Raw genomic sequence first — 22662 nt, 5'->3', positions numbered from 1 at the left:
CGCGGTCTGGCACAGCCCATGCCAGGATTGCCGCGGTTCATCCCGGAGATGCCGCCTTGCCCCTTCCGCTCCGCCTCGCCCTGACAGGCGACAGCATCCTCCAGCGGCGCCTTCTCTCGCGCACCGATCCCGTCCTCCGCCCGCTCTTCGACATGATCCGCGGCGCGGACGTGGCCTTCACGAACTTCGAGACCCTCGCCAACGACTTCCGCGGCGACCCGGCGCTGGAATCCGGCGGATCGCATTTCGGCGCCCCGGCCTGGGTGCTGGACGAGCTGGCCGAAGGCGGCTTCTCCCTCTTCGCCACCGCCACGAACCACGCGCTGGACTACGGCGTCTCCGGCCTGCTGCACACGCTGGAGGCGCTGGACGCGCGCGGCCTGTCCCATGCCGGCCTTGGGCGCAACCTGGAGGAGGCGCGGCGGCCGGTCTTCCACGGCCACCCCAACGGCACAGTGGCGATGCTCGCCTGCTCCGCTACCTTCGCGAAGGGGCAGGAGGCGAGCGCCCAGCGGCCGGACATGCCGGGCCGCCCGGGGCTGAACCCGCTGCGCTACGACACGGTGCACGAGGTGCGGCCCGAGCACATGCGGGCGCTGCGCGAGATGGCGGACGGGCTTGGGCTGGAAGCCTTCCGCCAGATGATCGTGAAGCTCGGCTTCGGCTTCCCGCCGGAGGAGGGGGTCTTCCCCTTCGGCCCGCTGAACTTCCGCGAAGCGGAGAAGGTCGCCCAGCGCCAGACCGCGAAGGCGGCGGACATGGACGGCATTGCCCGCTGGGTGCGCGAGGCCCGGCTGACCTCGGACGTCGTGCTCGTCTCCTTCCACGCCCACGAGCACGATTTCGCCGCGACGAAGGAGCAGCCCGCCGAGTTCCTGCCCGTCTTCGCGCGCCGGATGATCGACGAGGGCGCGGATCTCGTGGTGGGCCACGGCCCGCACCTGCTGCGCGGGATGGAGGTCTACAAGGGCCGCCCGATCTTCTACTCGCTCGGCAACTTCATCGGGCAGAACGAGCTGGTGCCGCGCCTGCCCTCGGACTCCTACGAGCGCTTCCGCGCGGATCCCAGTCTCACGCCCGGCATGGTCTATAGCCAGCGCACGCGGAATGACGAGGGCGGCTTCCCCTCGGACGGCCGCTACTGGGAGACGGTGGTGCCCTTCCTCACCTTCGAGGAGGGGCGGATGACCGGGCTGGAGATCGTGCCCGTCTCGCTCGGCCTCGGCGAGGCGCGCCACCTGCGCGGCCGCCCGCGCCTGGCGGAGGGCGCGCAGGCCCGCAGCATCCTCGGGCGCTTCGCGGCCCTTTCCGAACCCTTCGGCACGCGCCTGCGCCTGGAAGGCGAACGCGCCTTCCTGGACCTCGCCCCGGCAGCCGCCCCCATCCGTCAGGAGGAGCCCGCATGAGCGGCCCGATCATCACCCGCCGCGCAACGCTGGCCTCGGGGCTCGCCTCCGGCGCCGCGCTCCTTGCCGCGCCGCGCCTATCCGCCGCGCAGGGGCAGCGCGTGCTGAAATTCGTGCCGCAAGCCGATCTTGCGGTGCTCGATCCCGTCTTCACCACCGCCGCCGTCACCACCAACCACTCGGCGATGGTCTTCGACTACCTCTATGGCCTGGACGCGAAGTTCCGCCCGCACCCGCAGATGGTCGCCGGCCACACGGTCGAGAATGACGGCCTGACCTGGACCATGACCCTGCGCGAGGGGCTGAGATTCCACGACGGCGAGCCCGTGCGCGCCCGCGACTGCGTGGCGAGCATCCGCCGCTGGGGATCGCGCGACATGTACGGGCAGGAGGTGATCGCCCGCGCCGACGAGATCAGCGCGCCCGACGACCGCACCATCCGCTTCCGCCTGAAGAAGCCCTTCCCCGGCCTGCACGCCGCGCTGGGCAAGAACGGCGCCTCCGTCTGCCCGATGATGCCGGAGCGCCTGGCCGCCACGGAGGCGACGAAGCAGGTGACGGAGATGGTGGGCAGCGGCCCCTACCGCTTCCTGGCGGATGAGCGGATGGCCGGCGCCCGTGCCGCCTATGCCCGCTTCGAGGGCTACGTCCCCCGCCCCGACGGCACGGCCAGCCGCGCCGCCGGCCCCAAGGTCGCGCATTTCGACCGCGTGGAGTGGACGATCATCCCCGACCAGGCCACCGCCGCCTCCGCGCTGCTGGCGGGTGAGGTGGACTGGCTGGAGGTGACGAACAACGACCTCGCCCCGCTGCTGAAGCGCAACCGCAACCTGAATGTCCATGTGGTCGATGACCTGTTCAGCACGATCATGCGCTTCAACTGGCTGCAGCCGCCCTTCGACAAGCCGGCGATCCGCCGCGCCATCCTGGGCGCCGTGAACCAGGAGGATTTCATGACCGCCGCCTACGGCACCGACCCGGCGGCGTGGGAGATCAACGTCGGCTACTTCACCTCCGACTCCCCCATGGCCAGCAAGGTCGGGCTGGAGGCGCTGACGAGCCGGCGCGACCTGGCGAAGGTGAAGCGCGACCTGCAGGCCGCCGGCTACGCGGGGGAGAGGGTCGTCGTCCTCCAGGCCGACGACTATCCCTCCCTCAAGGGCCTGGCCGAGGTCGCGGCGGACCTGCTGAAGCAGGTCGGCATGAACGTGGAGGTGCAGAACGGCGACTGGGGCACCATCAGCACCCGCCGCGCCAATCGCGGCCCGCTGGACAAGGGCGGCTGGAGCGTCTTCGTCACCGGCCTCGGCAACACCATCGACCCGGGCGGACACCTCGGCCTGCGCGCCAACGGCGCCCGCGCCTGGTTCGGCTGGCCGGACAGCCCGAAGCTGGAATCCCTGCGCCAGGACTGGATCACCGCCCCGGACCCGGCGGCCCAGGCCGCCCTCTGCGCGGAGATGCAGCGCCAGGCCTTCCAGGACGTGCCCTACATCCCGCTCGGCGAGTACCGCACCCTGACGGCGCACAAGAACGACCTCTCCGGCTTCCCGCCGGGGGCGCCGCTGTTCTACGGGGTGCGGCGCGGGTAGCCCCGGGGGAGGGGAGAAGGGACTCTCCCCTCCCTTACCGCCGCGCCGCGAAGAACCCCCGCAGCAGCGCCGCCGCCTCGCTCTCCCGCACGCCGCCCACCACCTCCGGCACGTGGTGGCAGGAGGAGGCGGCCAGGACCCGCGCGCCGTGCTCCACCCCGCCCCCCTTGGGGTCGTAGGCGCCGAAGACCACGCGCCGCACCCGGAAGAGGGAGCTGGCCTGGGCGCACATCGGGCAGGGCTCCAGCGTTACCCATAGCGTGGCGTCGGCCAGCCATTTCGCGCCCCGCCCGGCCGCGGCGGCGCGCAGCGCCAGCATCTCCGCGTGGGCGGAGGGGTCGTGGCGCGCCTCCACCTCGTTCCCCGCCCGGGCCATCACCCGGCCCGCGGCATCCGTCACCACGGCGCCCACCGGCACCTCGCCCCGGGCGGCGGCGGCGCGGGCTTCCTCCAGCGCCAGCGCCATGGGCGCGCCCTCCGTCATGTCGTTTCCTTCATGCGCCGCTTGTGGATCAGGGGGCGCACGCTCTACCAACCCCTGCATGACCGCACGACCCCTGATCGGCCTGACCCTCGATGCCGAGGAACCCGGCGGATACTCCAAGCTGCCCTGGTACGCGCTGCGGCGGAACTACTTCGGCGCCGTGGCCGCCGCCGGCGGCCTGCCCGTGGCCCTGCCGCACGAGCCTGCCCTGGCGGATGCCTACCTGGACCAGCTGGACGGCCTGCTGGTCACGGGCGGCGCCTTCGACGTGGACCCCGCCCTCTACGGCGGCGGGGAGCGGCACGAGACGGTGGTGCTGAAGGAGGGCCGCACGGCCTTCGAGATCGAGATCCTGCGCGGCGCGCTGCGGCGCGACATGCCCGTGCTCGGCATCTGCGGGGGCGAGCAGCTCCTGGCCGTGGCCCTGGGCGGCACCCTGATCCAGCACATCCCCGATGCCGTGCAGGACGCCCTGGCGCATGAGCAGCCCAACCCCCGCACGGAGCCGGGGCACGAGGTGGCGCTGACCCCCGGCACCCTTCTCTCCCGCATCGTCGGCGCGCCCTCCATGGCCGTGAACTCCGCGCACCACCAGGCGGTGGACCGGCCGGGGGAGGGGGCGATCGTGAACGCCCGCGCCCCGGACGGCGTGGTGGAGGGGCTGGAGCACCCGGGCTACCGCTTCTGCCTCGGCGTGCAGTGGCACCCGGAATACGCCGTGGACGCACGCGACCAGGCCATCCTGGACGCCTTCGTGGAGGCCGCGCGCGGCGCCGCCACGGGCCGACGCGCCGCATGAGCGAGGACACCCACGACAACCCCGCGCATGATCCTGCCCGGGGCGAGCGCATCGCCAAGTGGCTCGCCCGCGCCGGCGTGGCCAGCCGCCGCGACGCCGAGGCGCTGATCGCCGAGCGCCTGGTCACGCTGAACGGCAAGGTGGTTGAGACCCCCGCCACCTTCGTGGCCGAGGGCGACGCCGTCCTCGTCCGCGGCCAGCGCGTGGGCGCGGCGGAGGCCACCCGGCTCTTCCGCTACCACAAGCCGGACGGGCTGGTGACGACCCACAAGGACCCGCAGGGCCGCCCCACCGTCTTCGAGCGCCTGCCCGCCGGGCTGCCCCGCCTCGTCTCCGTCGGCCGGCTGGACCTGACGAGCGAGGGCCTGCTGCTGCTGACGAATGACGGCGCCCTGGCCCGGCGGCTGGAGCTGCCCTCCAACGGCTGGTCCCGCCGCTACCGCGTGCGCGTGCACGGCAAGGTGCATGAGGGCGCGCTGGCCTGGCTGGCCAACGGCATCACCGTGGAGGGCGTGAAGTACGGCCCCATCCAGGCCGGGTTGGACAGCCGCCAGGGCACGAATTCCTGGCTCACCGTCACCCTGCAGGAGGGCCGGAACCGCGAGATCCGCCGCGTGATGGAGCACCTCGGCCTGCACGTCACCCGCCTGATCCGCGTGGCCTACGGCCCCTTCCAGCTCGGCGCCCTGCCACCGGGCGCGGTGGAGGAGGTGAACGCCCGCACGATGCGCGAGCAGCTGGGCGTGGCCGCCGCCGCGCCCCGCATCCAGCGCGGCGTGGAGCGCGAGCCCCTGCCCCCCGCCGAGGCCACACCGCCCCGCAAGCGCCCGCCCCGCGCCCGCCGGGCCGGCGATCCGCACAGGACACCCTGGGGGGCGAAGCCGCGCACGGAATGACGGCCCTGGACACCTCGGCAGGCGGGCGCGGCCTGCCACGGAGGGGAGCATGAGGATCGTCGCCGGGCGGTGGCGCGGCCGCGCGTTGCAGGCGCCGCCCGGGGACACGACCCGCCCCACGGTGGACCGTGTCCGCCAGGCCCTTTTCGACAGCCTCTGGCACGCGCCCTGGGCGGGGCGCGCGGCGGTGGAAGGCGTGGCCGTGCTGGATGCCTTCGCGGGCACGGGCGCGCTGGGGCTGGAGGCGCTCTCGCGCGGCGCGGCGCGGGGCTTCTTCCTGGAGAAGGACCGGATCGCGCTGGCGGCGCTGCGGGCGAACGTGGCGGCCCTGAAGGCGGAGGGGGTCGCGCGGGTGCTGCCGGGGGACGCGCTGCGCCCGCCGCGGGCGGAGGCGGCGTGCGGGCTGGTCTTCCTCGATCCCCCCTATGGGAAGGACCTGGGGCCGGCGGCGCTGGCGGCGCTGCACGGTGCGGGGTGGATCGCGCCCGGCGCCCTGGCCTGCCTGGAGATCGGGCGGACCGAGGCGCTGCCGGCCCTGGACGGCTGGGAGGTGCTGGCCGAGCGCGAGCACGGCGCCGCGCGCGTGATGGTGCTGCGCCAGGGCTGACGCGCCGCCAGGGGCCGGGGCGGGCTACGCGGGGCACGGGTGCTCTGCGGAGCGGCCCTGGCCGGCACCGCCCCCGCGCTCATCTCCGGGGCCGCAGGGGCCCGAAGAAGCCGCTCCACGCCATGCCCATCGCGTTCGCCCGCTCGGCGATGACGCTGATCCCGGATGGCAGGGCCATGATCGGCGAGGCGATGAGGGACGGGTCGTTCAGCAGGTGCCCGAGTTGCCGGCCCCGCCACCAAAGGAACCCGAACAGTAGGGCAAGCACGACGAGAAGCCCCCAGGTCACCAGGCCCTGGCCGAGGATGTAGACGCCATAGGGGGGCGACAGGGCGGTGCTCAGCCGGGACAGGCCGATCATCGCGGCGAAGAGGAGGACGAGGAAGCCCAGCAGTTCCAGCGGGAGCCGCCGGTAGAGGCGCAGTGCCGCGTTGAGATCCCCGACGGAGGATTGGTCCAGCGACAGCAGGGGTCGTTCTTCGGGCTGCTCCATGCACTCCTCGTTTCCCAAGATGGTTTCCAAGATGGACAGTGGCTGTTCAACGCGCCCCGCGAGGAATGACCGCATCATCGCGGGCCGGTGGAAGCGATGGCGCGGCACGTTCCGTTTCCGGGGATGGAAACGCTCCTGCCGATTCCCGGCGCCACCCGCACCCCGCCGCGATGGCGGCCATCAGCTCGTCCGGGCCTGCAGAGGTCGCAGCCTTCCGCAGGCGGGGGGCGATGCTGGCCTCGTCCGCCCTGCGGCAGGGGCACGGACCGGTTGCGCGGTTCATAACCATAGTGCATCGTTCTGAAGCGCAGCGGGCGGTGATCCGCCTCGTGTCAGGGAGAGATCCCGTGCGGGATCGTGCTGCATTGCGGTGGCGCCTGGTCGCCTTCGTCATCGGCCTGCTGATGTCGGCCTGCGCGCCGGCCTATGACGAAGTCGCGGATAGGCTGGTCTCGGTGGCGCAGATGCGCTTCGACGAAGGAGCCGTCGCGCTGATCAGCGCCGCCCGGCGGGCCGAGGCCCTGCGGGCCCGAACGCCGCTCCCGCCGACATCCGTGCTGAACGAGGCCGGGGCCCGGGTGGCGTTCGCGGCCAACCAATCCTGGTACGACGCCGCCGACACGGCGCTGAACGCGGCGCGGCTGCGGGTGACGGCCGATCCCGCGACCCCGGCGCAGATCGACGCCTCCTTCCAGGCGATCCAGGACAACCTCGACGATCTCAGGCGCACGCATGAGAGCCAGGACAGGCTCGGCTCCGCGGTGTTGATCGCGGCACGGCGCGAGATCAACCGGCAGTACCACGCGATCATGACCTACATGCTCCTTGTCAGGTCCGGCAAGCAGCCAGCCAGGTAGGAGGGAGCGATGGCCGTCGATTGGGACGGGGTCTTCTCAACGGCGCGGCAGGCGGCGCTCGCGCGCCTGAACTCCAACCTGCCGCTACTCCTGCACACGGTCGAAACCCAGACCGCGGCCATGGTCTCCAACGGGAGATTCATCGAGGAGAACAAGGAAACAATGACCGCCGAGGAGTACGAGATGATCCAACGGATCCAAATTCGGGCGACGGAGGGTGTCTTCAAGGCCTTCGAGGGGATCGGCATCGTCGCCGCGCAGCAGGCCGCGGAGGCTGCCTGGGAGGTCGTCGCGGAGGCGCTCAGGGCCGCGGCGGGCGTTGCCTTCATCTGACCCCTCCGGCGCCGCGCCGCCACCGGCCATCAGAGTTTGGTCCGCCCGCATGGGGCGCCCCCGTGCCTCACCCCGCCCCCAGCACCGCCCTTGCCTCCGCCGCATCCGCCGCGATGGCGGCCTTCAGCTCGTCCAGCCCGCCGAAGGTCATGTCCTCCCGCAGGAAGCGCACCAGCCGGACCCCGATCTCCTTGTCGTACAGGTCGCCGGACCAGTCGAAGAGGTGCGTCTCCAGCCGCGTCTCCGGATCCCCGCCCAGGGTCGGCCGGCGCCCGATATTCGCCACCCCCGGCACGAGGCTCCCGTCCGGCAGAACCGCCCGCACGGCGTAGACGCCCCGCGCCGGCTCCAGGTGGCGGCCCATCCAGATGTTCGCCGTGGGCCAGCCCAGCTCCCGGCCCAGCCGGTCTCCGTGGAACACCACGCCGCGCACCTCCCAGTCCCGCCCCAGCAGGGCGGCGGCGCGCTCGGGGTAGCCGTCCTGCAGGGCGCGGCGGATGCGGGTGCTGCTCACCGGGCCCGCGGCGTCGGAGACCGGCGGCACGACGGAGAGCCCGATCCCCCGCCGCTCCGCCCAGCGGGCCAGGAACTCCACGTCGCCGCCGCGCCGGTGGCCGAAGGCGAAGTCGGCCCCGCAGGCCAGGTGCCGCGCGCCCAGGGCCTCGTGCAGGATCGTCTCGCAGAAGGCCTCCGCCTCCATGGCGGCAAGCGCCGCGTCGAAGGGGATGGCGTGCAGGCCGGTGCAGCCCGCCTCCCCCAGCGCGGCGGCCTTGGCGGGCAGCAGGGTCAGCCGGAAGGGCGGGTCCTGCGGGCGGAAATACTCCCGGGGGTGCGGCTCCAGCGTCATGGCCTGCAGGGGCAGGTCCGGGCGGGCCCCGTGGGCGGCGGCGAGCACGGCGCGGTGGCCGCGATGCACCCCGTCCAGGTTGCCCAGCGCCACGGTGCCGCCGCGCGCGCCCGGCGGCAGGCTGCGCGGGTCCGTCCAGATCTCGCAGGCCATGACGGAAGGCACCGGGGGAGACGTCAAGCCTGGGAGGCGCGCTCGATCCAGCGCGTCACCTCCGGCGGGCGGAAGTCGGCCAGCATGTCCAGCGCCTCGTCGGGCGTCTCCGCCGTCAGGGAGAGCTGCCGGTGCTCGGCCCGCACGAAGCCGGCCTCCACCATGCCGTCCAGCATCGCATTCAGCCGGCCCCAGTAGCCGTTCACGTCCAGGAAGACCGTGCCCTTGCGGTGCAGGCCGAGCTGGGACCAGGTGAGGACCTCGAAGGCCTCCTCCAGCGTGCCGAAGCCGCCGGGCAGCACCACGAAGCCGTCCGACAGCTTCGCCATCATCGCCTTGCGCTCGTGCATGGAGGCGACGACGTGCAGCCGCGTGACGGAGCCGTGGCCGAGCTCGCGCTGCATCAGGTGCTCCGGGATCACCCCGTCCACCTCCGCCCCGGCCTCCAGCGCGGCGTCGGCCACCACGCCCATCAGCCCCACCTTGCCCCCGCCATAGACCAGGCCGAGGCCCCGCTCCGCGATGGCGTGGCCCAGGCTGCGGGCGGCGTCGGCGAAGGCGGGATCGGTGCCAGGGTTCGCGCCGCAAAAGACGCAGACCTTCTTCATCTCAATGCTCATGGGCCGAATGTGGCATTGCAGCACGCCACTATCCAGAGACGGGGCCAGAGAGGGGGCCAGAGACGGGGCGAGGGACGGGGGTGCCCGCCTTGCGGAACACGAAGAGGTTGGAGAGCCACTTGTCCACGTCCCCGCTCACCACCCGCGTGTCCTCCCGCACTTCCACCGGCCGGCACCCCCCGGCATCGGCCAGGGCGAAGATGGCGGGCTGGGGCAGGACGTGCATCTCCATGTGCTGGCCCAGGGGGCCGGCCAGGTACTCCTCCGTCCGGAAGGCGTAGTCCACCCGGTAGGTCGGCACCTGGAACACCGCCGTCCCGCCGGGGTTCAGCGAGGCGAAGGCGCGCTGCAGGATCGCGGCGATCACGGGCGGCGGGTTGTGCTGCAGCACGATGCGGGAGAACCAGAGGTCGCAGCGGACATCCGGGTGCAGCCGGTCCGGCCCGAGATGCTCGTACTGCGCCGCCGGCGCGCCGACCTCTGTCAGATGGGCGGCGGCGAGGTCGAGATGCGGGCGGGAGATGTCGCAGGCGATCACCCGGGGGAACTTGCGGGCCAGGTGCAGCGTCACCCGCCCCACGCCGCAGCCGTACTCCAGCACCGTCCCCACGCTGTCCAGCGGCACCCGGGCGCGGCGCAGGCAGGCGCGGATGAGGTTCAGGTCGTCCCGGCCGGTGTTGTAGAAGTGCTCCTTTGTCCCCTCGATCCGCTCCGGGCGGTAGATCTCGCTCGTCAGCACGGACCAGTGGGGCGCCTGGACGCCGATCGCGGTCCAGTAGGCGGCGGTCTTTTCCATCAGGCGCCGCAGCACCTCCGGCGAGGCCCGGTCCTCCACCTTCAGCGGCGGCACCACGTAGGGCAGCGGCCGCGGCGGCCGGTGCATGCTGATCCGGGTCTTCTGGAGGAACTCCTCCGAGCCGAAGAACCGGGCGCGCAGCTGGTCCAGGCTCTCGCCGTCGAAGACATGCGCGTTCAGCGCCGTCTCCGACTCCGGCTCGCGGCCGAAGATGTAGCGGTAGCAGGCCAGGACGTCTTCGCGGGTCGCCATGCCCCCCCTTACCATGATCGCGCGGCCCTGAACGTCCCCCCATGGACAGGCCCCGCCCCCGGCGCGAGAACCGGCGCCGCGTCATCGGATAAGGACCCGCCATGCCCGCCACCCGGATCGGCACCAGCGAAGCCCTGCTGGAGGAGCTGCGCGGCTGGGTGCTGCAGGAGACGCCGACCACCGACCCGGCGGCAGTGAACGCCCTGGCGGACAAGGCCGAGGCCGAGCTGCGGGCCGCCGGTGCGGTGGTGGAGCGCATCCCCGGCCGCGACGGCTACGGCGACACCCTTATCGCCCGCACCCCCGCCAGCCCCGCCCATGGCAACCGCCGCCCCGTGCTCATCGCCGGCCACCTGGACACGGTGTGGGACAACGGGACGCTCGCCACCTCCATGCCGTGGAAGTTGGAGGGGGAGAAGGCCTTCGGGCCGGGGATCTACGACATGAAGGCGGGATCGTTCCTGGCCTTCCACGCGCTGCGGGAGATCCTGCGCCAGGGCGTGCAGACGAAGAGCCCGGTCACCCTGCTGCTGACGCCGGACGAGGAGGTGGGCAGCCCCACCTCCCGCGACATCATCGAGCGCGAGGCGGCCGGGGCCAGCGCGGTGCTGATCCCCGAGCCCGCGGGCAACCCGGGCGGCGCCTGCGTCACCGCGCGCAAGGGCGTGGGGCGCTTCACCGTGAGGATCGAGGGCGTCTCGGCCCACGCCGGCGGCAACTGGACGGAGGGGCGCAGCGCCGTGGTGGCGCTGGCCGGGCTGATCCAGAAGGTCCACGCCATGGTGGACCTGGCGGCGGGCACCACCACCAATGTCGCCCCGGTCTGGGGCGGCACGCGCCCCAACGTGATCCCGCCGGAGGCCGGCTGCGAGATCGACCTGCGCGTGGCGACGGTGGCGGACGGCGAGCGGATGGAGAAGGAGATCCTGGCGCTGGCCGGGACCGAGGACGGGATTACGATCACGATCGAGGGCGGGATGAACCGCCCCTCCTTCGCGGAGAACCCGGACATCCTGAACCTCTACGAGCGCGCCCGGACGCTCGCGCGGGAGGCGGGGTACGAGCTGCCGAAGCAGCACCGCGGCGGCGGCTCGGACGGCAACTTCACCGCCGCCATGGGCATCCCCACCCTGGACGGGCTGGGCTGCACCGGCGCCGGCGCCCACGCGCCCTTCGAGCACATCCTGTGGCGGGATCTCGCGCCGCGCGGGCAGGTGATCGCGGGGCTGCTGGAGACGCTCTGACGGGGGCGGGGATTGGCGGGCCGGCGCGGCCCGCCAATTCCCACGCCGGCGGGTCAGACCGACAGCTCGCCCTCTTCCTCGCCGGCCCAGTAGTGGATGCGGCTGGCATGGACCTTGATCATCACCAGGCCGGGCGTGTCGATGCCCTTCTCGAACCAGCGGTCCAGGTCCGTGGTCCAGTGCGCCTGGAACTGGCCCTTGTCGCGGATCAGCTCGGCCTGGCCCTCCACGTTGATGAAGACCGGGCGCTGGCCGACGATGCCCTCGCGCCCCGCGAAGGCCAGGGCCACCTTCGGGTCGCGGGCGATCTCGCCGACCGTGTGCGTGCTGTCCAGGGCGAAGAAGTAGGAGTCGCCCTTGTACTCCACCTCGCCGTTGTTGCTCATCGGCCGGCCGGCGATGTGGCCGTTCTCGGCGCGGGTCATGAGCATGGCGTAGTCGATCTTCGCCATGTCCTTGGACAGGTCGGCCAGGGTCTTCTGGGCCATGAAGGCCTCCTTCGGTTGCGCTGGCTGAACGCGGGAGGGCGGCCGTCGTTCCGGACGACGGGCTGCGGCGTAACGGGGGCTGAACCGGGGCGCGAGCCAGGCGCGAACCCCCGGCAGATCCCGGCGTTCCCCTGGCGCATCGGACGGAGAACCCAGTGCCCAGGACCGGTAACCCATTGATAGCCGCTATGCTTGTCTCGCTCTGTGTCCCTGCTGCCGCCTCGGCCCAGTCGCCCGCGCGGGACGCGGCGAGCGGGCTGGCCGTGGCGCCGCCGCCCGGCTACGCGGCCCGCGCCTTGGCGCCGCGCCAGGGGCAGGCCGCGCGCTTCGAGGTGAAGACACCCTCCGACACCGATACGGGCTGCCAGGTGGCCTTCACCCCGGCGCCGCAGAACAACCGCTTCACCCAGGCCCAGCTGGACCGGACCATGCGCGGGGCCGAGTGGCAGGAGATGGCGCGGAAGGCGGTTTCCACCCTCTACGACATCCAAGACGCCGGGACCTTCGAGACCAAGGGGCGTACGGGCTTCACCATGACCGGGGATTTCCACGGCGAGGGGCTGCCGCCGCGGGCCCGCGAGATCAGGACCCTCTTCGTCATCCAGGAGACGCCGCGGGGCCGGACCTCCACCGTCTGCGTGGGGGAGCGGGCGGGGTTTGAGGCGCGGCGGGCCGAGTTCATGGCCGTGGCCACCGGCGCGACGGCGCCCTAGCCGCCATGAAGCGTCTTCTTCTGCTTCTTCTCCTCGCGGTGCCCGCCCAGGCGGCGGACACGCCCGCCTCCGGGCTCTATGGCGGCCTCAGCCTTGCCGTCACAGGGAACGAGGTCAGCGGCGTCTTCTCGGAGGCGCGCGGGGGCGACGGATCGGGGGCTGCGCCGCAGTTCAGCTGCTGGTTCCTGCTGCGCGGCCGGCTGGAGAACGGCCGGGGCATCGTCCAGACCTGGTACCCCGGGGAGGAGCCCATCCCCGGCAACCTCTCCTTCGAGGGCGGGAAGGCCTCCCTCATGCTGCGGGAGAATCATGGCGGCTGCCTCATGACCACGGGGGACATGGTGCGGGAACCCTACCGCGCCGGGCTGGACCGGCCGGGGGAGGGATGGATCGGGGTGGGCCTCGTCACCGCGCGGCGGGCGGCCTTCCGCCCCTCGCCGGGCGCGCCGGCCCCGCGCACCCCTTATGTGGTGGAGGGCAACGCGGTGGCGGTGCTGGAGCGACAGGGGGAATGGGTGCGGGCGCGCTACGTCGCCGGGCAACGCCCCGTGACGGGCTGGCTGCGCGCGGCGGAACTGGCGCCGGACCGGCCTTGATGAAGGAGGGAGGGGGAGGTGCCTCCCCCTCCCGGGCCCGGCTCAGAACCGGAACCGCGTGCCCGCCAGCACCGTGCGTCCGGCGATGACGAAGCCGTTGGCCGGCTCGAACTTGCTATCCATCAGGTTGCGGCCCTCCACGAAGAGGGTGATCGGCTCCATCACCTGCCAGCTGGCGGTGAGGTTGAAGATCGTCCCCACCTTGTTGTCCCGCGCCACGGTGTAGCTCGTGCCGTCGTCCCGGTAGGAGGCGAAGGCGCCCTCCAGCGAGCGGCCGTAGAACACCGCCTCCGGCGCGATCGTCACGTTGTCCAGCGGCCGGAAGGCGGCGTTGAGGGCGAGCTGCTGCTCCGGCCGGCGGGCCAGGCGCTCGCCGGTCGCCACGTCGCGCGCATCCGTCACGGTGTAGGCGGCGGAGACGTTCAGCCAGCGGAAGGGGCGGAGCGTGGCGGTGAACTCGCCGCCCTTGATGCGGGCGCGCTCCACGTTCTCCAGCGTGGTGAAGGCAGCGTTGAAGTTGATCAGGTCGCGGATGCGGTTCTCGAAGTAGGTGGCGCCCACCGTCGCGAAGTCGCGCTGCGCGGCCAGGGGGATGTCGAACTCGATCCCGGCCTCCCAGCCCTCGGAGAGTTCGGGGCGCAGGTCCGGGTTGCCCTGGAAGAAGCCGGTGATCACGCCGAAGCGCTGGTAGAGCGAGGGCGCCTTGAAGGCTGTGCCGTAGGCCCCGCGGATCCGGGCGCTGATCTCCGGCACCGCGAGCACGGCGCCGAGGCGGTAGGTGCTGTGCGTACCGTAGTCCTCGGCCGAATCCTGGCGGAAGCCGGCGGAGAGGTCGAGGCGCTGGAACAGCCGGATCTGGTAGCCGGCATGGCCCGCGGTGCTGAGGGCGCTGGCATTAGTGGTGGTGCGGAAGAAGGCGCTGCCGGAGCCCTGGTCCACCGCCTCCCGCTCATGCGTGATGCCGAAGGAGAGCTGCCCCTGGTCCAGGATGCCGTAATCCGGCGTGCGGATCTGGTTGCCCCAGTCGAACACCGTGCGCTGGCCGCGGAACAGGTCGTTGGTTGTGGCGGCGGAGAGGCTGTCCGCCAGGTTGGTGTAGCGGCGGCGATCCACGGTCTGGGCGATGCGGAAGCCGGTGGTCCAGACCTCGAAGGGCTTGCCCTCCGCGCGGATCTGGCCGGTGTAGCGGCGGTCCTCGAAGGAGTAGTTCGGGTCGTCGAACGGCACGTTGTCCAGGCCGCCATGGTTCTCCCGCCAGTTGGCGAGGCCTTCCAGGCGGAAGCGGTCGCTCGGCGTCCAGCCCAGGCGCGCGGTAGCACCGACGCTGCGGAAGCCGTCGCGCTCCCGCGTGTCGGAGGTGAAGCGGGAGGGGGTGGCATCCGTGCCGCGGGTCGAGAGGCTGCGGAGCGAGAGCAGGTAGTCGAACTGCCCGACCGTGCCGGCCACGCCGCCGCCGGCGCGCAGCGTGCGGTTGCTGCCGCCCGCGATCTCGCCGAAGGCCTCGATCGCCTTGTCCTTCGGGGCACGGCGCGTGACGATGTTCACCACGCCGCCGATGGCGCCCGAGCCGTAGAGCGAGGAGGCGGGGCCGCGCAGCACCTCGATCCGCTCCACGTCCAGCCCCAGCAGGTCGTTGCCGAAGTTGAAGGCGCCGTTGGGCTCGGAGGCGTCGTTGATCGGCACGCCGTCCAGCAGCACCAGGGCATGGCGCGATGCGGTGCCGCGGATGAAGGCGGAGGCCGGCTGGCCGATGCCGCCGGACTGGATGAGGGAGAGGCCGGGCACGCTCACCAGCGCCTCGGCGAGCGTCTGGTAGCCGCGCTCCTCGATGGTCTGGCGGTCGATCACGGTCACGCCGCCCGGCACCCGCTCGATCGGCGTCGGCACGCGGGTGGCGGTGACCACGGTCTCGGCGACCGCGGCGCTGGGCTGGTTGATCGGCGGGGTGCCGGGATTGGTCTGGGCGATCGCGGCGGTGGTGCCGAGCGCGGTGAAGGAGAGGAGAAGGAGGCGTCGCATCGGGAAAGACTTCCAGCCGAGCGGTCACGGTCTGCCGCGCGGCGCCGGTTGAGGGCCACGCGACGGGTGGACGCGGTTCTCGCCTGCGGAAGGGGCGTCGTTGCCCCCTGTCCAAAGGTCCGTTGCGCCGGTGCACCTCGCCCGGCACGCGCGAGACAGCTCTGCGCCGGCCGGTCTCCTGGCTCGCGGCCCCGTCCCCCGCCTTCTCGCGGCCCCCAGATGGCAGGGGCGCCGCAATGGCATCCAGGGGGCGGATCGGCCGCCTACAGTTGCGAGGGCAGCTGCGGATGGGTGTCTCTCGACACGTCGCGCATTCCCGTTTCAGCCCTTGCGGGCCACCGGCGCATCCCGGGCCTGTAACGCAGGCGTGACCCGGGGGGGAGGGGGCAGCGCGGCGCCCGGCGCGATGCCGCGGGCGTTGTGCTTCCGGCGCCACGCCCCCTCCTTCCCGGGGGTGCCGGACGCGATAGCGGAGGAGGACGGCATGCGGTTCACGGCCATTCTTGCCGGCGCGGGACTCGCCGTGCTGCTCGCGGGTTCTCCGTATGCGCTGGCCGGGGAGGCGCGGGTGAGCTTCGTGGCGCCGGAGCGCTTCACCGATGCCAGCCTGAATGGCCGGCGCTCCGTGGACGCCAATGCCCCGGCGCTGCGCGAACTGGCGGTGCATATCGGGCGGCTGGCGCAGGGCGGCCTGCCGGCGGGCCAGACGCTGGACGTGGAGGTGACGGATGTGGACCTCACCGGGCAGATCGAGCCCTGGCGCATCCAGAACCCCGACCTGCGCGTGGTGACCGGCGCCACCTGGCCCCGCATCAAGCTGCGCTACCGCCTCCACGAGGGGGACCGCACGATCCGTAGCGGGGAGGAACTGGTGAGCGACCCGGCCTTCGACATGCGGCCGGGCCGGATCCAGTCCGGCGACCGGCTCTTCTCGGAGAAGGCGATGCTGGACGACTGGTTCCAGCAGCGATTCCGGGCCGGCTAGAAGACGAAGTTGAGGGCTTCCATCCCCAGCCAGCACAGCAGGCCGAGGACGACGGTGGCGAAGACGCAACCCGCCACCGTCAGCGCGATGCCCCAGCCCATGGTGCGGCTGTCGTGCTCCACGAGGCCGAGCGCCATGACGATGTTGCCGAAGGCGGGCGGCCCGTTGGTGCCCGGCCCGGGCAGGATGAGCATGATCGCGACATAGACGGTCAGCCAGCCGAAGAGCCGGTCGCCGAAGGGCGTGGTGAAGGGGCCGGGGCGCGGGCGGACATGCCGCTCCAGCTTCCGGAGCCACTTGGAGGAGGCACCGGCCAGCCGCAGCAGGTCGGTCCGTTTGATGGAGCGGCGGGCCATGAAGGCGGGCAGGCGCGGCACGCGGCGCCCCAGGCCCATCTGCGCCCCCAGCAGCAGCATCGGCAGGCCGAAGACGCTGGCCATGCCAGGCAGGAGAGAGGGGAGCAGAAGCAGGAGGATCAGCAGGCCGAAGGCGCGGTCCCCGAAAGCCTCGGCCATTTCGCCGAGGGTGATGCGCTCCCCCGGAAAGGTGGCAGCCACCTCGGCCACGATGCGGGAGATGGGGGCGGTGTCCTCGTGCGGGGTTCCGCCGGACACGGGCAGGGGGATCGTGGTGGTGCCGTCCATCGGTTGCGTCCTGCTCCCCTCGGCGGGCGTTGGAGGGGGCTTCGCGCCGGTCCCTGGTCCCAAGGCCTCACAATCTAGTGCAGCGGGCGCCCGTCCCAAGGAGAACTCAAGGTGAAAACCGGGAGGAGGCGTAGAATCCCGGCCCAGCTTCTTTCCCGGCGCGCCGGCCAGGCCCAACTGCCCGGGTATGCGGGACGTGGACATCGCACTGTGCCTGGCGGTGGACGCCTCCTCCTCGGTCGATCACGGCGAGTTCGGATTGATGATGGGCGGGCTGGCCGCGGCCTTCCGGGATCCGGAGGTGCTGGCGGCCGCCACGGGCGGGCCGCGCGGGGCGGCGGCGGTGGCGGCGATCCTGTGGTCCGGGCCGGGGGCGCAGGATGTCGCCGTGCCCTGGAGCGTGGTGGAGGGGGAGGAGAGCGCGGCCGCCCTGGCCGATGCGGTGGATTCCGCCCCCCGCCTGGTGGCTGCCGGCGCGACGGCGCTGGGGGAGGGGCTGACGGCGGCCCTGCGGCTGCTGGGGGAATTCCCTGGGCAGGCCTCCCGGCAGGTGGTGGACGTCTCCGGCGACGGGGCGGGAAATGCGGGCATTCCCTCCGCCCCCGTGCGCGACTTGGCGGTGGGGGCGGGGGTGACGATCAACGGCCTTGCCGTGGTGAACGAGGAACCGGACCTGCCCGCCCACTACGCGGCGGAGGTGATCGGCGGCCCCGGGGCCTTCGTGATGGAGTGCGCGGACTATGCCGCCTTCGCCGAGGCGATCCGCCGCAAGCTGGTGCGGGAGCTGCGCGGGGCGCTGACGGCCTGACGTAAGCACGCCGCCGTGCTGTGAATTGCAGGCATTAACGAAGGACATGCCGTTGAATGGAGGCGGGGCCTATATCGGGGGGCCGTTCTGCGCTGGAGCACGCCCGATGTCCGCCACCACCATCACCGATTCACCATCCCTGCCGCGCCCGCCGGGCGTGCAGGCGATGGCGGCGCTGGCCGCGGCCGCGCTGCTGGTGGTCGGCATGGCCTGGCTGTCCCAGGCCGTCAGCGGGCGGCAGGCCGCGCTGTATCTGCTGGGCGCGGCGCTGGGCATGGTGCTCTACCACGCCTCCTTCGGCTTCACCTCGGCCTGGCGGGTCTTCATCGCGGACCGGCGAGGCGAGGGGCTGCGGGCGCAGATGCTGATGCTCGCGCTCGCCGCGCTGCTGTTCTTCCCCGTGCTCGCGCAGGGCACGCTCTTCGGGGAACCCGTGCGGGGGCTGGTCTCGCCCGTGGGGGTCTCCGTGGTCTTCGGGGCCTTCCTCTTCGGCATCGGCATGCAGCTGGGCGGGGGCTGCGCCTCCGGAACGCTCTACACGGCCGGCGGCGGCTCCGTGCGGATGGTGCTGACGCTGGCCGCCTTCATCGTCGGCTCCACCTTCGGGGCGGCGCACCTGCACTGGTGGGCCGCGCTGCCCTCCCTGCCGCCGATCTCCCTCGTCGCGCTCTGGGGGCCCTGGGCGGCGCTCGCGGCCAACTTGGCGGTCTTCGCAGCGATCGCCGGCATCACGGTGGTGCTGGAGCGGCGGCGGCACGGCCGGCTGGTGCATGCCGGCCCGCCCGTGCGGCACGGACTGGGGCGCTTCCTGCGCGGGCCCTGGCCGGTGCTGGCGGGCGCCGTGGGGCTGGCGCTGCTGAACTTCGTGACGCTCGCGCTCTCCGGCCGGCCCTGGGGCATCACTTCGGCCTTCGCGCTCTGGGGCTCCAAGGCGGCAATGGCTCTGGGGATCGACGCGGCCTCCTGGCCCTTCTGGTCCGCCCCCGCGCAGAAGGCGGCGTTGGAGGGCAGCGTGCTGGCCGACGTCACCTCCGTGATGGATTTCGGCATCATCGTGGGCGCGCTGCTGGCGGCGGCCCTGGCCGGGCGCTACGCGCCGAAGCTCCACGTCCCGCTGCGCTCCGCCCTGGCGGCGGTGGTGGGCGGGCTGGTCCTCGGCTACGGGGCGCGGCTGGCCTATGGCTGCAACATCGGGGCGTATTTCTCCGGCATCGCCTCCGGCAGCCTGCACGGCTGGGTGTGGATGATCGCGGCCTTCTTCGGGAACGTGCTGGGCACGCGCCTCCGCCCGCTCTTCGGGCTGGAGGTGGAGAGGGTTCCCCGGCAGACCGGCTGCTGAGCCCGGTTGTCCCTTGCGGGCCAGGGGTGCAGTTTCCTGCGCCCCTGACCCGAAGGTTCAACCATGCTCCTGCTCATCCCCGGCCCCGTCCAGACCCGCCCGGAGACGCGGGCGGCCATGGCCGTGGACATCGCGCCCTGGGACATGGACTTCCGCCAGGAATACGCGCGCATCCGGGAGCGGGTGCGCGACCTCGCGGGCGGGAAGGAGGGCGTCCACGCCACCCTGCCCATCCAGGGCGCCGGGCATTTCCTGGTGGAGGCCGCGATCCGCACCTTCGTGCCCCCCGCGGGCAAGGTGCTGATCCCCCGCAACGGCACCTATGCCGACCGCATGATCCGCCTGGCGCGGGAGGCGGGGCGGGTGCCCGTGGTGCTGGAGGTGCCGGACACGCGCGGCGTGCGGGCCGATGAGGTGGCCGCCGCGCTGGAGGCGGACCCGGAGATCTCTCACGTCTCCCTCGTCTATTCCGAGACGGGCAGCGGCGTGATCAACGACCCTCGCCCGGTGGGCGAGGCGGCGCGCGCCCTGGGGCGGCGCATGATCGTGGACGCCGTCTCCGCCTTCGGCGTGCTGCCCTTCGACCTCTCCGCCCAGCCGGAATGCGACGCCGTGCTCTTCACCTCCAACAAGTGCCTGGAGGGGATGCCCGGCATCGGCTTCGCCGTCTGCCCGATGGAGCGCGCGCGGGAGCGGGCGGGGCTGGCGGGATCCTGGTGCTTCGACCTGGGCGACGTGCTCCGCACCGCGGAGACGGCGGGCTGGGGCTCCTTCCGCTTCACCCCCGCCGTGCAGGCGCTGCACGCCTTCGGCGTCGCGCTGGACCTCTACGAGGCCGAGGGCGGGCGCGAGGCGCGGCTGGCCCGCTACACCGAGAACATGCGCGTGCTGCGCGCGGGCGCGGAGCGGCTGGGCCTGCGCCCCTACCTGGACGCCGAGCACCAGGGCCCGATCATCCTGACCCTGCACCAGCCCGACGCGCCGGGCTTCACCCTGCAGGGCTTCGTGGACGCGCTGAAGCGGCGCGGCGTGCTCATCAGCAACTTCTACAACACGCCCACCCCCAGCATCCGCATCGGCTGCATCGGCGCGGTGACGCCGGACGACATGCGGCGCGCTGTGGAGGCGATGGAAGGGGCGCTGGGCGAGATGGGGGTGCAGCGGCAGGCGGCCTGAGGGCGCGGGCTGCCCGCACCTTCCGGCGCCGCCCCCCTACTCGGCCGCTATCATCCCCTTCTTGCCGCGAAGGGCCGTGCGGAAGGCGATCTGCCCGACGATCCCGGCCCCCGTCAGCACGATCGCCGCGGCAAGGGCCGGGTCCGATCCCAGCCCGGCCAGGGCGGAGCAGAGCGAGCCGACCGCCATCTGGATGAAGCCGTAGAGGCCGGAGGCGGAGCCCGTGACGCGCGGGTTGAGGCTGATGCCCTGCGTCAGCGCCGCCGGGCCGGCGACACCGACGGAGAGGGTGAAGACGAACATCGGCACCATCGCCGAGACCACGTTCAGATGCCCCGTCAGCACGACGACGAGCAGGGTGAGCGAGGCGGCCGCCCCGACGAGGCTGGCGCGGGCCAGCACGCGGTCCAGCGCGCCGCGCCGCATCAGCCGGCTGGCCAGCCAGTTGCCGATGGAGATGCCGACGACGAGGATGCTGAGGGCAATGCCCGCCTCATGCGCCGGCCGGCCCAGCTCGTGGAAGATGAAGGGGGCGGCGCTGAAGAAGGCGTAGCCCGCCGTCGTCACGCAGCCCCCGCAGACCGCATAGCCCAGGAAGACCGGCGAGGAGGCGAGGCGCAGGTAGTCCCGCACCAGGGTCGAGGTCGGGATGGCGGCGGGCTGGCCGGTTTCCGGCAGCATCCGCCAGGTGAAGAACAGGTTCGCCACGCCCAGCAGGCACATCAGCAGCAGCGCGGCGCGCCAGCCGGCCGTGGCCACCGCGGCGCTGCCCAGCAGCGGCGCCAGCCCCGGGCCGACCGTGACCATGAGGTTCAGCAGGGCCAGGCGCTGCGCCGCCTCCTTCGCGCCGGCGGTGTCGCGCACGATGGCGCGGCCCAGCACCACGCCGGAGCAGCCGCCCAGCGCCTGGAACAGCCGCGCGACCACCAGCGTCTCCGCGTTCGGGGCCAGCAGCGCGGCGAAGCCGGCCAGGGTGTAGAGGGTGAGGCCGGCCATCAGCACCGGGCGCCGCCCGAAGCGATCCGCCAGCGGCCCGTAGATCGGCTGCCCGAGCGCGAGGCCCAGCACGTAGAGGCTGATGGTGAGCTGCAGCACGCCCTGGCTGGCCCCCAGCGCCGCGCTGGCATCCGTCAGCGCGGGCACGAAGACGTACATCGCCACCGTGCCGCTGAAGGTGACGAGCGCCAGCAGCCAGAGCGGGACCTGGGGCCGGGGAGAGGGCGCGTCGCTCATGCCGCCTGCCCCTCCGGGTCCGCCAGACGCGCCATGATGTGCGAGAGGACGTGGTGCGCCATCGCGATCTCCCCTTCGGCGAGCCCCGCCATGGCCTCGTCCCGCATCGCGGAGGAGACCTCCTCCACCCGCGCCGCCAGGGTCCGCCCGGCCTCCGTCAGCACGATCGCCTTGGCACGCCGGTCCGTGCCCTCGCCGCGCCGCTCCACCCAGCCGCCCGCCTCCAGCGAATCCAGCAGCCGCACGACGGAGGAGCCGTCCAGCGAGAGGGAGAGGGCCAAGTCCTTCTGCCGCATCGGCGCCGGCGCGCGGGCCAGACGGATCAGGGGTAGCCAGGTGGCCTCGGAAAGGCCGAAGGGTTGAAGGCGGCGGTCAACGGCCCGCCGCCAGTGGCGCGCCGTGGTGGCGATCAGGGTGGGCAAGGCCGCCCGTTGCGACGTTTGCATGACCAATAGATGGTATGTCATCGATCTTGTGCGACGCAACATGCCCTGTGCTGCCGGCAGCCCTGCGATGCTTGCCCCGGCGCCCCCCGGACCCTAGGTGAAGCGCCGAGAAAGAGCCCCGCCGCGGGCCAGGAAAGACCAGACCATACGATGAGCGATCCGCAGAATCCTTCCGAAGTCGATGCCCAGCCGGGCGCCCAGCCCAATGGCGCCGCCCAGGATGCGCCTGACCCCGGCGCAACCCCCGGAACCTCCAGCGTCGAGACCCCCGACCCCGCGGCGGAGCTCTCGGCCATGCGCGACAAGTGGCTGCGCGCCGAGGCCGAGATGCAGAACCTCCGCAACCGCCACAAGCGCGAGCTGGAGGACGCCCGCAACTACGCCGTGACGAAGTTCGCGCGCGACGTGGCGGACGCCGCCGAGAACTTGCGCCGCGGCCTGGACGCCCTGCCCCCCGTGGCGGAAGGCGAGGATTCCCCCATTGCCAAGCTGCGCGGCGGCTTCGAGGGCGTGGAGCGCGCCTTCCTCGCCATGCTGGAGCGCCACGGGGTGAAGTCCGAGAACCCCTCCGGCAAGCCCTTCGACCCGGAGCTGCACCAGGCCATGGCCGAGCAGCCCGCCCCCCCGGGCGTGGAACCCGGAACCGTCATCACGGCCTGGACGCCGGCCTGGACGATCAACGGGCGCCTGCTGAAGCCCGCCATGGTGGTCGTGGCGGGGAAGGGCTGATCCTTCGCTGACGGGATGTCGGGGGGGGGGGGGGGGGGGGGGGGGGGGGGGGGGGGGGGGGGGGGGGGGGGGGAGGGGGGGGGGGGTGGGGGGGGCGGGGGGGGGGG

25 protein-coding genes and 1 riboswitch are annotated in these 22662 nt (G+C 72.8%); of the genes, 15 read left to right on the top strand and 10 right to left on the bottom strand.

All coding sequences use genetic code 11. The features are described from left to right. Positions 1-56 precede the first annotated feature (56 nt). Both NRP21_RS24625 and NRP21_RS24620 read left to right on the top strand, forming a co-directional pair. A complete protein-coding gene (locus tag NRP21_RS24625; protein WP_257718893.1) occupies positions 57-1406 on the top strand; it encodes a CapA family protein in 1350 nt (449 codons plus the stop codon). Next, positions 1403-2998, top strand: a complete 1596-nt coding sequence (locus NRP21_RS24620) for an ABC transporter substrate-binding protein (protein WP_257718892.1) — start codon at positions 1403-1405, stop codon at positions 2996-2998. The genes NRP21_RS24625 and NRP21_RS24620 overlap by 4 nt, the downstream gene beginning before the upstream one ends. A 34-nt stretch (positions 2999-3032) precedes the next feature. Here the strand turns inward: NRP21_RS24620 and NRP21_RS24615 are convergent, their stop codons facing one another. Continuing rightward, positions 3033-3482, bottom strand: a complete 450-nt coding sequence (locus NRP21_RS24615; protein ID WP_257718891.1) for a nucleoside deaminase — start codon at positions 3480-3482, stop codon at positions 3033-3035. A 58-nt stretch (positions 3483-3540) separates the two neighbouring features. Between NRP21_RS24615 and NRP21_RS24610 the strand changes: the two genes are divergently transcribed. The 3 genes from NRP21_RS24610 to rsmD are packed head-to-tail and all read left to right on the top strand — an operon-like array spanning position 3541 to position 5784. Next, the gene (locus NRP21_RS24610; RefSeq protein ID WP_257718890.1) at positions 3541-4281 is read left to right on the top strand and encodes a gamma-glutamyl-gamma-aminobutyrate hydrolase family protein; all 741 of its coding nucleotides are present in this window, start codon (positions 3541-3543) and stop codon (positions 4279-4281) included. Then, positions 4278-5177, top strand: coding sequence for a pseudouridine synthase (locus tag NRP21_RS24605; RefSeq protein WP_257718889.1), 900 nt, complete (start codon positions 4278-4280; stop codon positions 5175-5177). The genes NRP21_RS24610 and NRP21_RS24605 overlap by 4 nt, the downstream gene beginning before the upstream one ends. 49 nt (positions 5178-5226) lie before the next feature. Then, on the top strand, positions 5227-5784 hold the full coding sequence (rsmD, locus tag NRP21_RS24600; protein WP_257718888.1) for a 16S rRNA (guanine(966)-N(2))-methyltransferase RsmD: 558 nt from the start codon (positions 5227-5229) through the stop codon (positions 5782-5784). Between the two features lie 79 nt (positions 5785-5863). On the opposite strand, the gene NRP21_RS24595 is transcribed toward rsmD, so the two are convergent. Continuing rightward, positions 5864-6277 carry a hypothetical protein gene (locus tag NRP21_RS24595; protein ID WP_257718887.1) on the bottom strand — a complete coding sequence of 138 codons (414 nt, stop codon included), beginning with the start codon at positions 6275-6277 and terminating at the stop codon, positions 5864-5866. Between the two features lie 347 nt (positions 6278-6624). On the opposite strand from NRP21_RS24595, the gene NRP21_RS24590 reads away from it, so the two are divergent. Further along, positions 6625-7134, top strand: a complete 510-nt coding sequence (locus tag NRP21_RS24590) for a hypothetical protein (protein ID WP_257718886.1) — start codon at positions 6625-6627, stop codon at positions 7132-7134. A 9-nt stretch (positions 7135-7143) separates the two neighbouring features. After that, on the top strand, positions 7144-7467 hold the full coding sequence (locus NRP21_RS24585; RefSeq protein ID WP_257718885.1) for a hypothetical protein: 324 nt from the start codon (positions 7144-7146) through the stop codon (positions 7465-7467). A 67-nt stretch (positions 7468-7534) separates the two neighbouring features. Here NRP21_RS24585 and ribF read toward each other — a convergent pair whose 3' ends face one another. From ribF to NRP21_RS24570, 3 genes are read right to left on the bottom strand one after another with little or no spacing between them, the layout of a single operon-like run. Beyond that, positions 7535-8467 carry a riboflavin biosynthesis protein RibF gene (ribF, locus tag NRP21_RS24580; protein WP_257718884.1) on the bottom strand — a complete coding sequence of 311 codons (933 nt, stop codon included), beginning with the start codon at positions 8465-8467 and terminating at the stop codon, positions 7535-7537. Between the two features lie 23 nt (positions 8468-8490). Then, positions 8491-9075, bottom strand: a complete 585-nt coding sequence (locus NRP21_RS24575) for an LOG family protein (RefSeq protein ID WP_257718883.1) — start codon at positions 9073-9075, stop codon at positions 8491-8493. Positions 9076-9115: 40 nt separating this feature from the next. Continuing rightward, entirely contained in the window at positions 9116-10135 is a 1020-nt protein-coding gene (locus NRP21_RS24570) for a class I SAM-dependent methyltransferase (protein ID WP_257718882.1), read from the bottom strand. A gap of 101 nt (positions 10136-10236) precedes the next feature. Here NRP21_RS24570 and NRP21_RS24565 point away from each other — a divergent pair, with 101 nt between their 5' ends. Next, positions 10237-11379 carry a M20 family metallopeptidase gene (locus NRP21_RS24565; protein WP_257718881.1) on the top strand — a complete coding sequence of 381 codons (1143 nt, stop codon included), beginning with the start codon at positions 10237-10239 and terminating at the stop codon, positions 11377-11379. A gap of 53 nt (positions 11380-11432) precedes the next feature. Here the strand turns inward: NRP21_RS24565 and NRP21_RS24560 are convergent, their stop codons facing one another. Beyond that, complete coding sequence (locus NRP21_RS24560) at positions 11433-11867, bottom strand: pyridoxamine 5'-phosphate oxidase family protein (RefSeq protein WP_257718880.1); 435 nt, start codon at positions 11865-11867, stop codon at positions 11433-11435. 188 nt (positions 11868-12055) lie between these two features. Here NRP21_RS24560 and NRP21_RS24555 point away from each other — a divergent pair, with 188 nt between their 5' ends. Together NRP21_RS24555 and NRP21_RS24550 are read left to right on the top strand one after the other, a co-directional pair. Continuing rightward, positions 12056-12580, top strand: coding sequence for a hypothetical protein (locus tag NRP21_RS24555; protein WP_257718879.1), 525 nt, complete (start codon positions 12056-12058; stop codon positions 12578-12580). Between the two features lie 5 nt (positions 12581-12585). Then, positions 12586-13176, top strand: coding sequence for an SH3 domain-containing protein (locus tag NRP21_RS24550; RefSeq protein WP_257718878.1), 591 nt, complete (start codon positions 12586-12588; stop codon positions 13174-13176). A gap of 42 nt (positions 13177-13218) precedes the next feature. On the opposite strand, the gene NRP21_RS24545 is transcribed toward NRP21_RS24550, so the two are convergent. Further along, on the bottom strand, positions 13219-15195 hold the full coding sequence (locus tag NRP21_RS24545) for a TonB-dependent receptor plug domain-containing protein (RefSeq protein WP_257718877.1): 1977 nt from the start codon (positions 15193-15195) through the stop codon (positions 13219-13221). Between the two features lie 151 nt (positions 15196-15346). Next, a riboswitch (cobalamin riboswitch) is annotated at positions 15347-15553 on the bottom strand. A 126-nt stretch (positions 15554-15679) separates the two neighbouring features. On the opposite strand from NRP21_RS24545, the gene NRP21_RS24540 reads away from it, so the two are divergent. Then, positions 15680-16180: a DUF3016 domain-containing protein gene (locus tag NRP21_RS24540; RefSeq protein WP_257718876.1), complete on the top strand. Its 501-nt coding sequence runs from the start codon at positions 15680-15682 to the stop codon at positions 16178-16180. Here NRP21_RS24540 and NRP21_RS24535 read toward each other — a convergent pair. Beyond that, the gene (locus NRP21_RS24535; RefSeq protein ID WP_257718875.1) at positions 16177-16824 is read right to left on the bottom strand and encodes an exopolysaccharide biosynthesis protein; all 648 of its coding nucleotides are present in this window, start codon (positions 16822-16824) and stop codon (positions 16177-16179) included. The genes NRP21_RS24540 and NRP21_RS24535 overlap by 4 nt on opposite strands. A 187-nt stretch (positions 16825-17011) precedes the next feature. Between NRP21_RS24535 and NRP21_RS24530 the strand changes: the two genes are divergently transcribed. From NRP21_RS24530 to NRP21_RS24520, 3 genes are all read left to right on the top strand, one after another. Beyond that, positions 17012-17632 carry a DUF1194 domain-containing protein gene (locus NRP21_RS24530; RefSeq protein WP_257718874.1) on the top strand — a complete coding sequence of 207 codons (621 nt, stop codon included), beginning with the start codon at positions 17012-17014 and terminating at the stop codon, positions 17630-17632. Positions 17633-17738: 106 nt separating this feature from the next. Further along, a complete protein-coding gene (locus NRP21_RS24525; RefSeq protein WP_257718873.1) occupies positions 17739-18971 on the top strand; it encodes a YeeE/YedE family protein in 1233 nt (410 codons plus the stop codon). 63 nt (positions 18972-19034) lie between these two features. Beyond that, positions 19035-20147, top strand: coding sequence for a 2-aminoethylphosphonate--pyruvate transaminase (locus tag NRP21_RS24520; RefSeq protein WP_257718872.1), 1113 nt, complete (start codon positions 19035-19037; stop codon positions 20145-20147). A 36-nt stretch (positions 20148-20183) separates the two neighbouring features. Here NRP21_RS24520 and NRP21_RS24515 read toward each other — a convergent pair whose 3' ends face one another. Together NRP21_RS24515 and NRP21_RS24510 are read right to left on the bottom strand one after the other, a co-directional pair. Further along, a complete protein-coding gene (locus tag NRP21_RS24515; protein WP_257718871.1) occupies positions 20184-21380 on the bottom strand; it encodes a multidrug effflux MFS transporter in 1197 nt (398 codons plus the stop codon). Next, positions 21377-21802 (bottom strand): MarR family winged helix-turn-helix transcriptional regulator, encoded by a 426-nt coding sequence (locus NRP21_RS24510; protein ID WP_257718870.1) that lies wholly within the window; start codon positions 21800-21802, stop codon positions 21377-21379. The genes NRP21_RS24515 and NRP21_RS24510 overlap by 4 nt, the downstream gene beginning before the upstream one ends. A gap of 174 nt (positions 21803-21976) precedes the next feature. On the opposite strand from NRP21_RS24510, the gene NRP21_RS24505 reads away from it, so the two are divergent. Then, entirely contained in the window at positions 21977-22555 is a 579-nt protein-coding gene (locus NRP21_RS24505) for a nucleotide exchange factor GrpE (protein ID WP_257718869.1), read from the top strand. Positions 22556-22662 lie beyond the last annotated feature (107 nt).

The organism is Roseomonas populi (assembly GCF_024594815.1).
GTDB classification, from domain to species: Bacteria; Pseudomonadota; Alphaproteobacteria; order Acetobacterales; family Acetobacteraceae; genus Roseomonas; species Roseomonas populi.
This window is presented reverse-complemented; position numbering and strand designations above follow the sequence as displayed.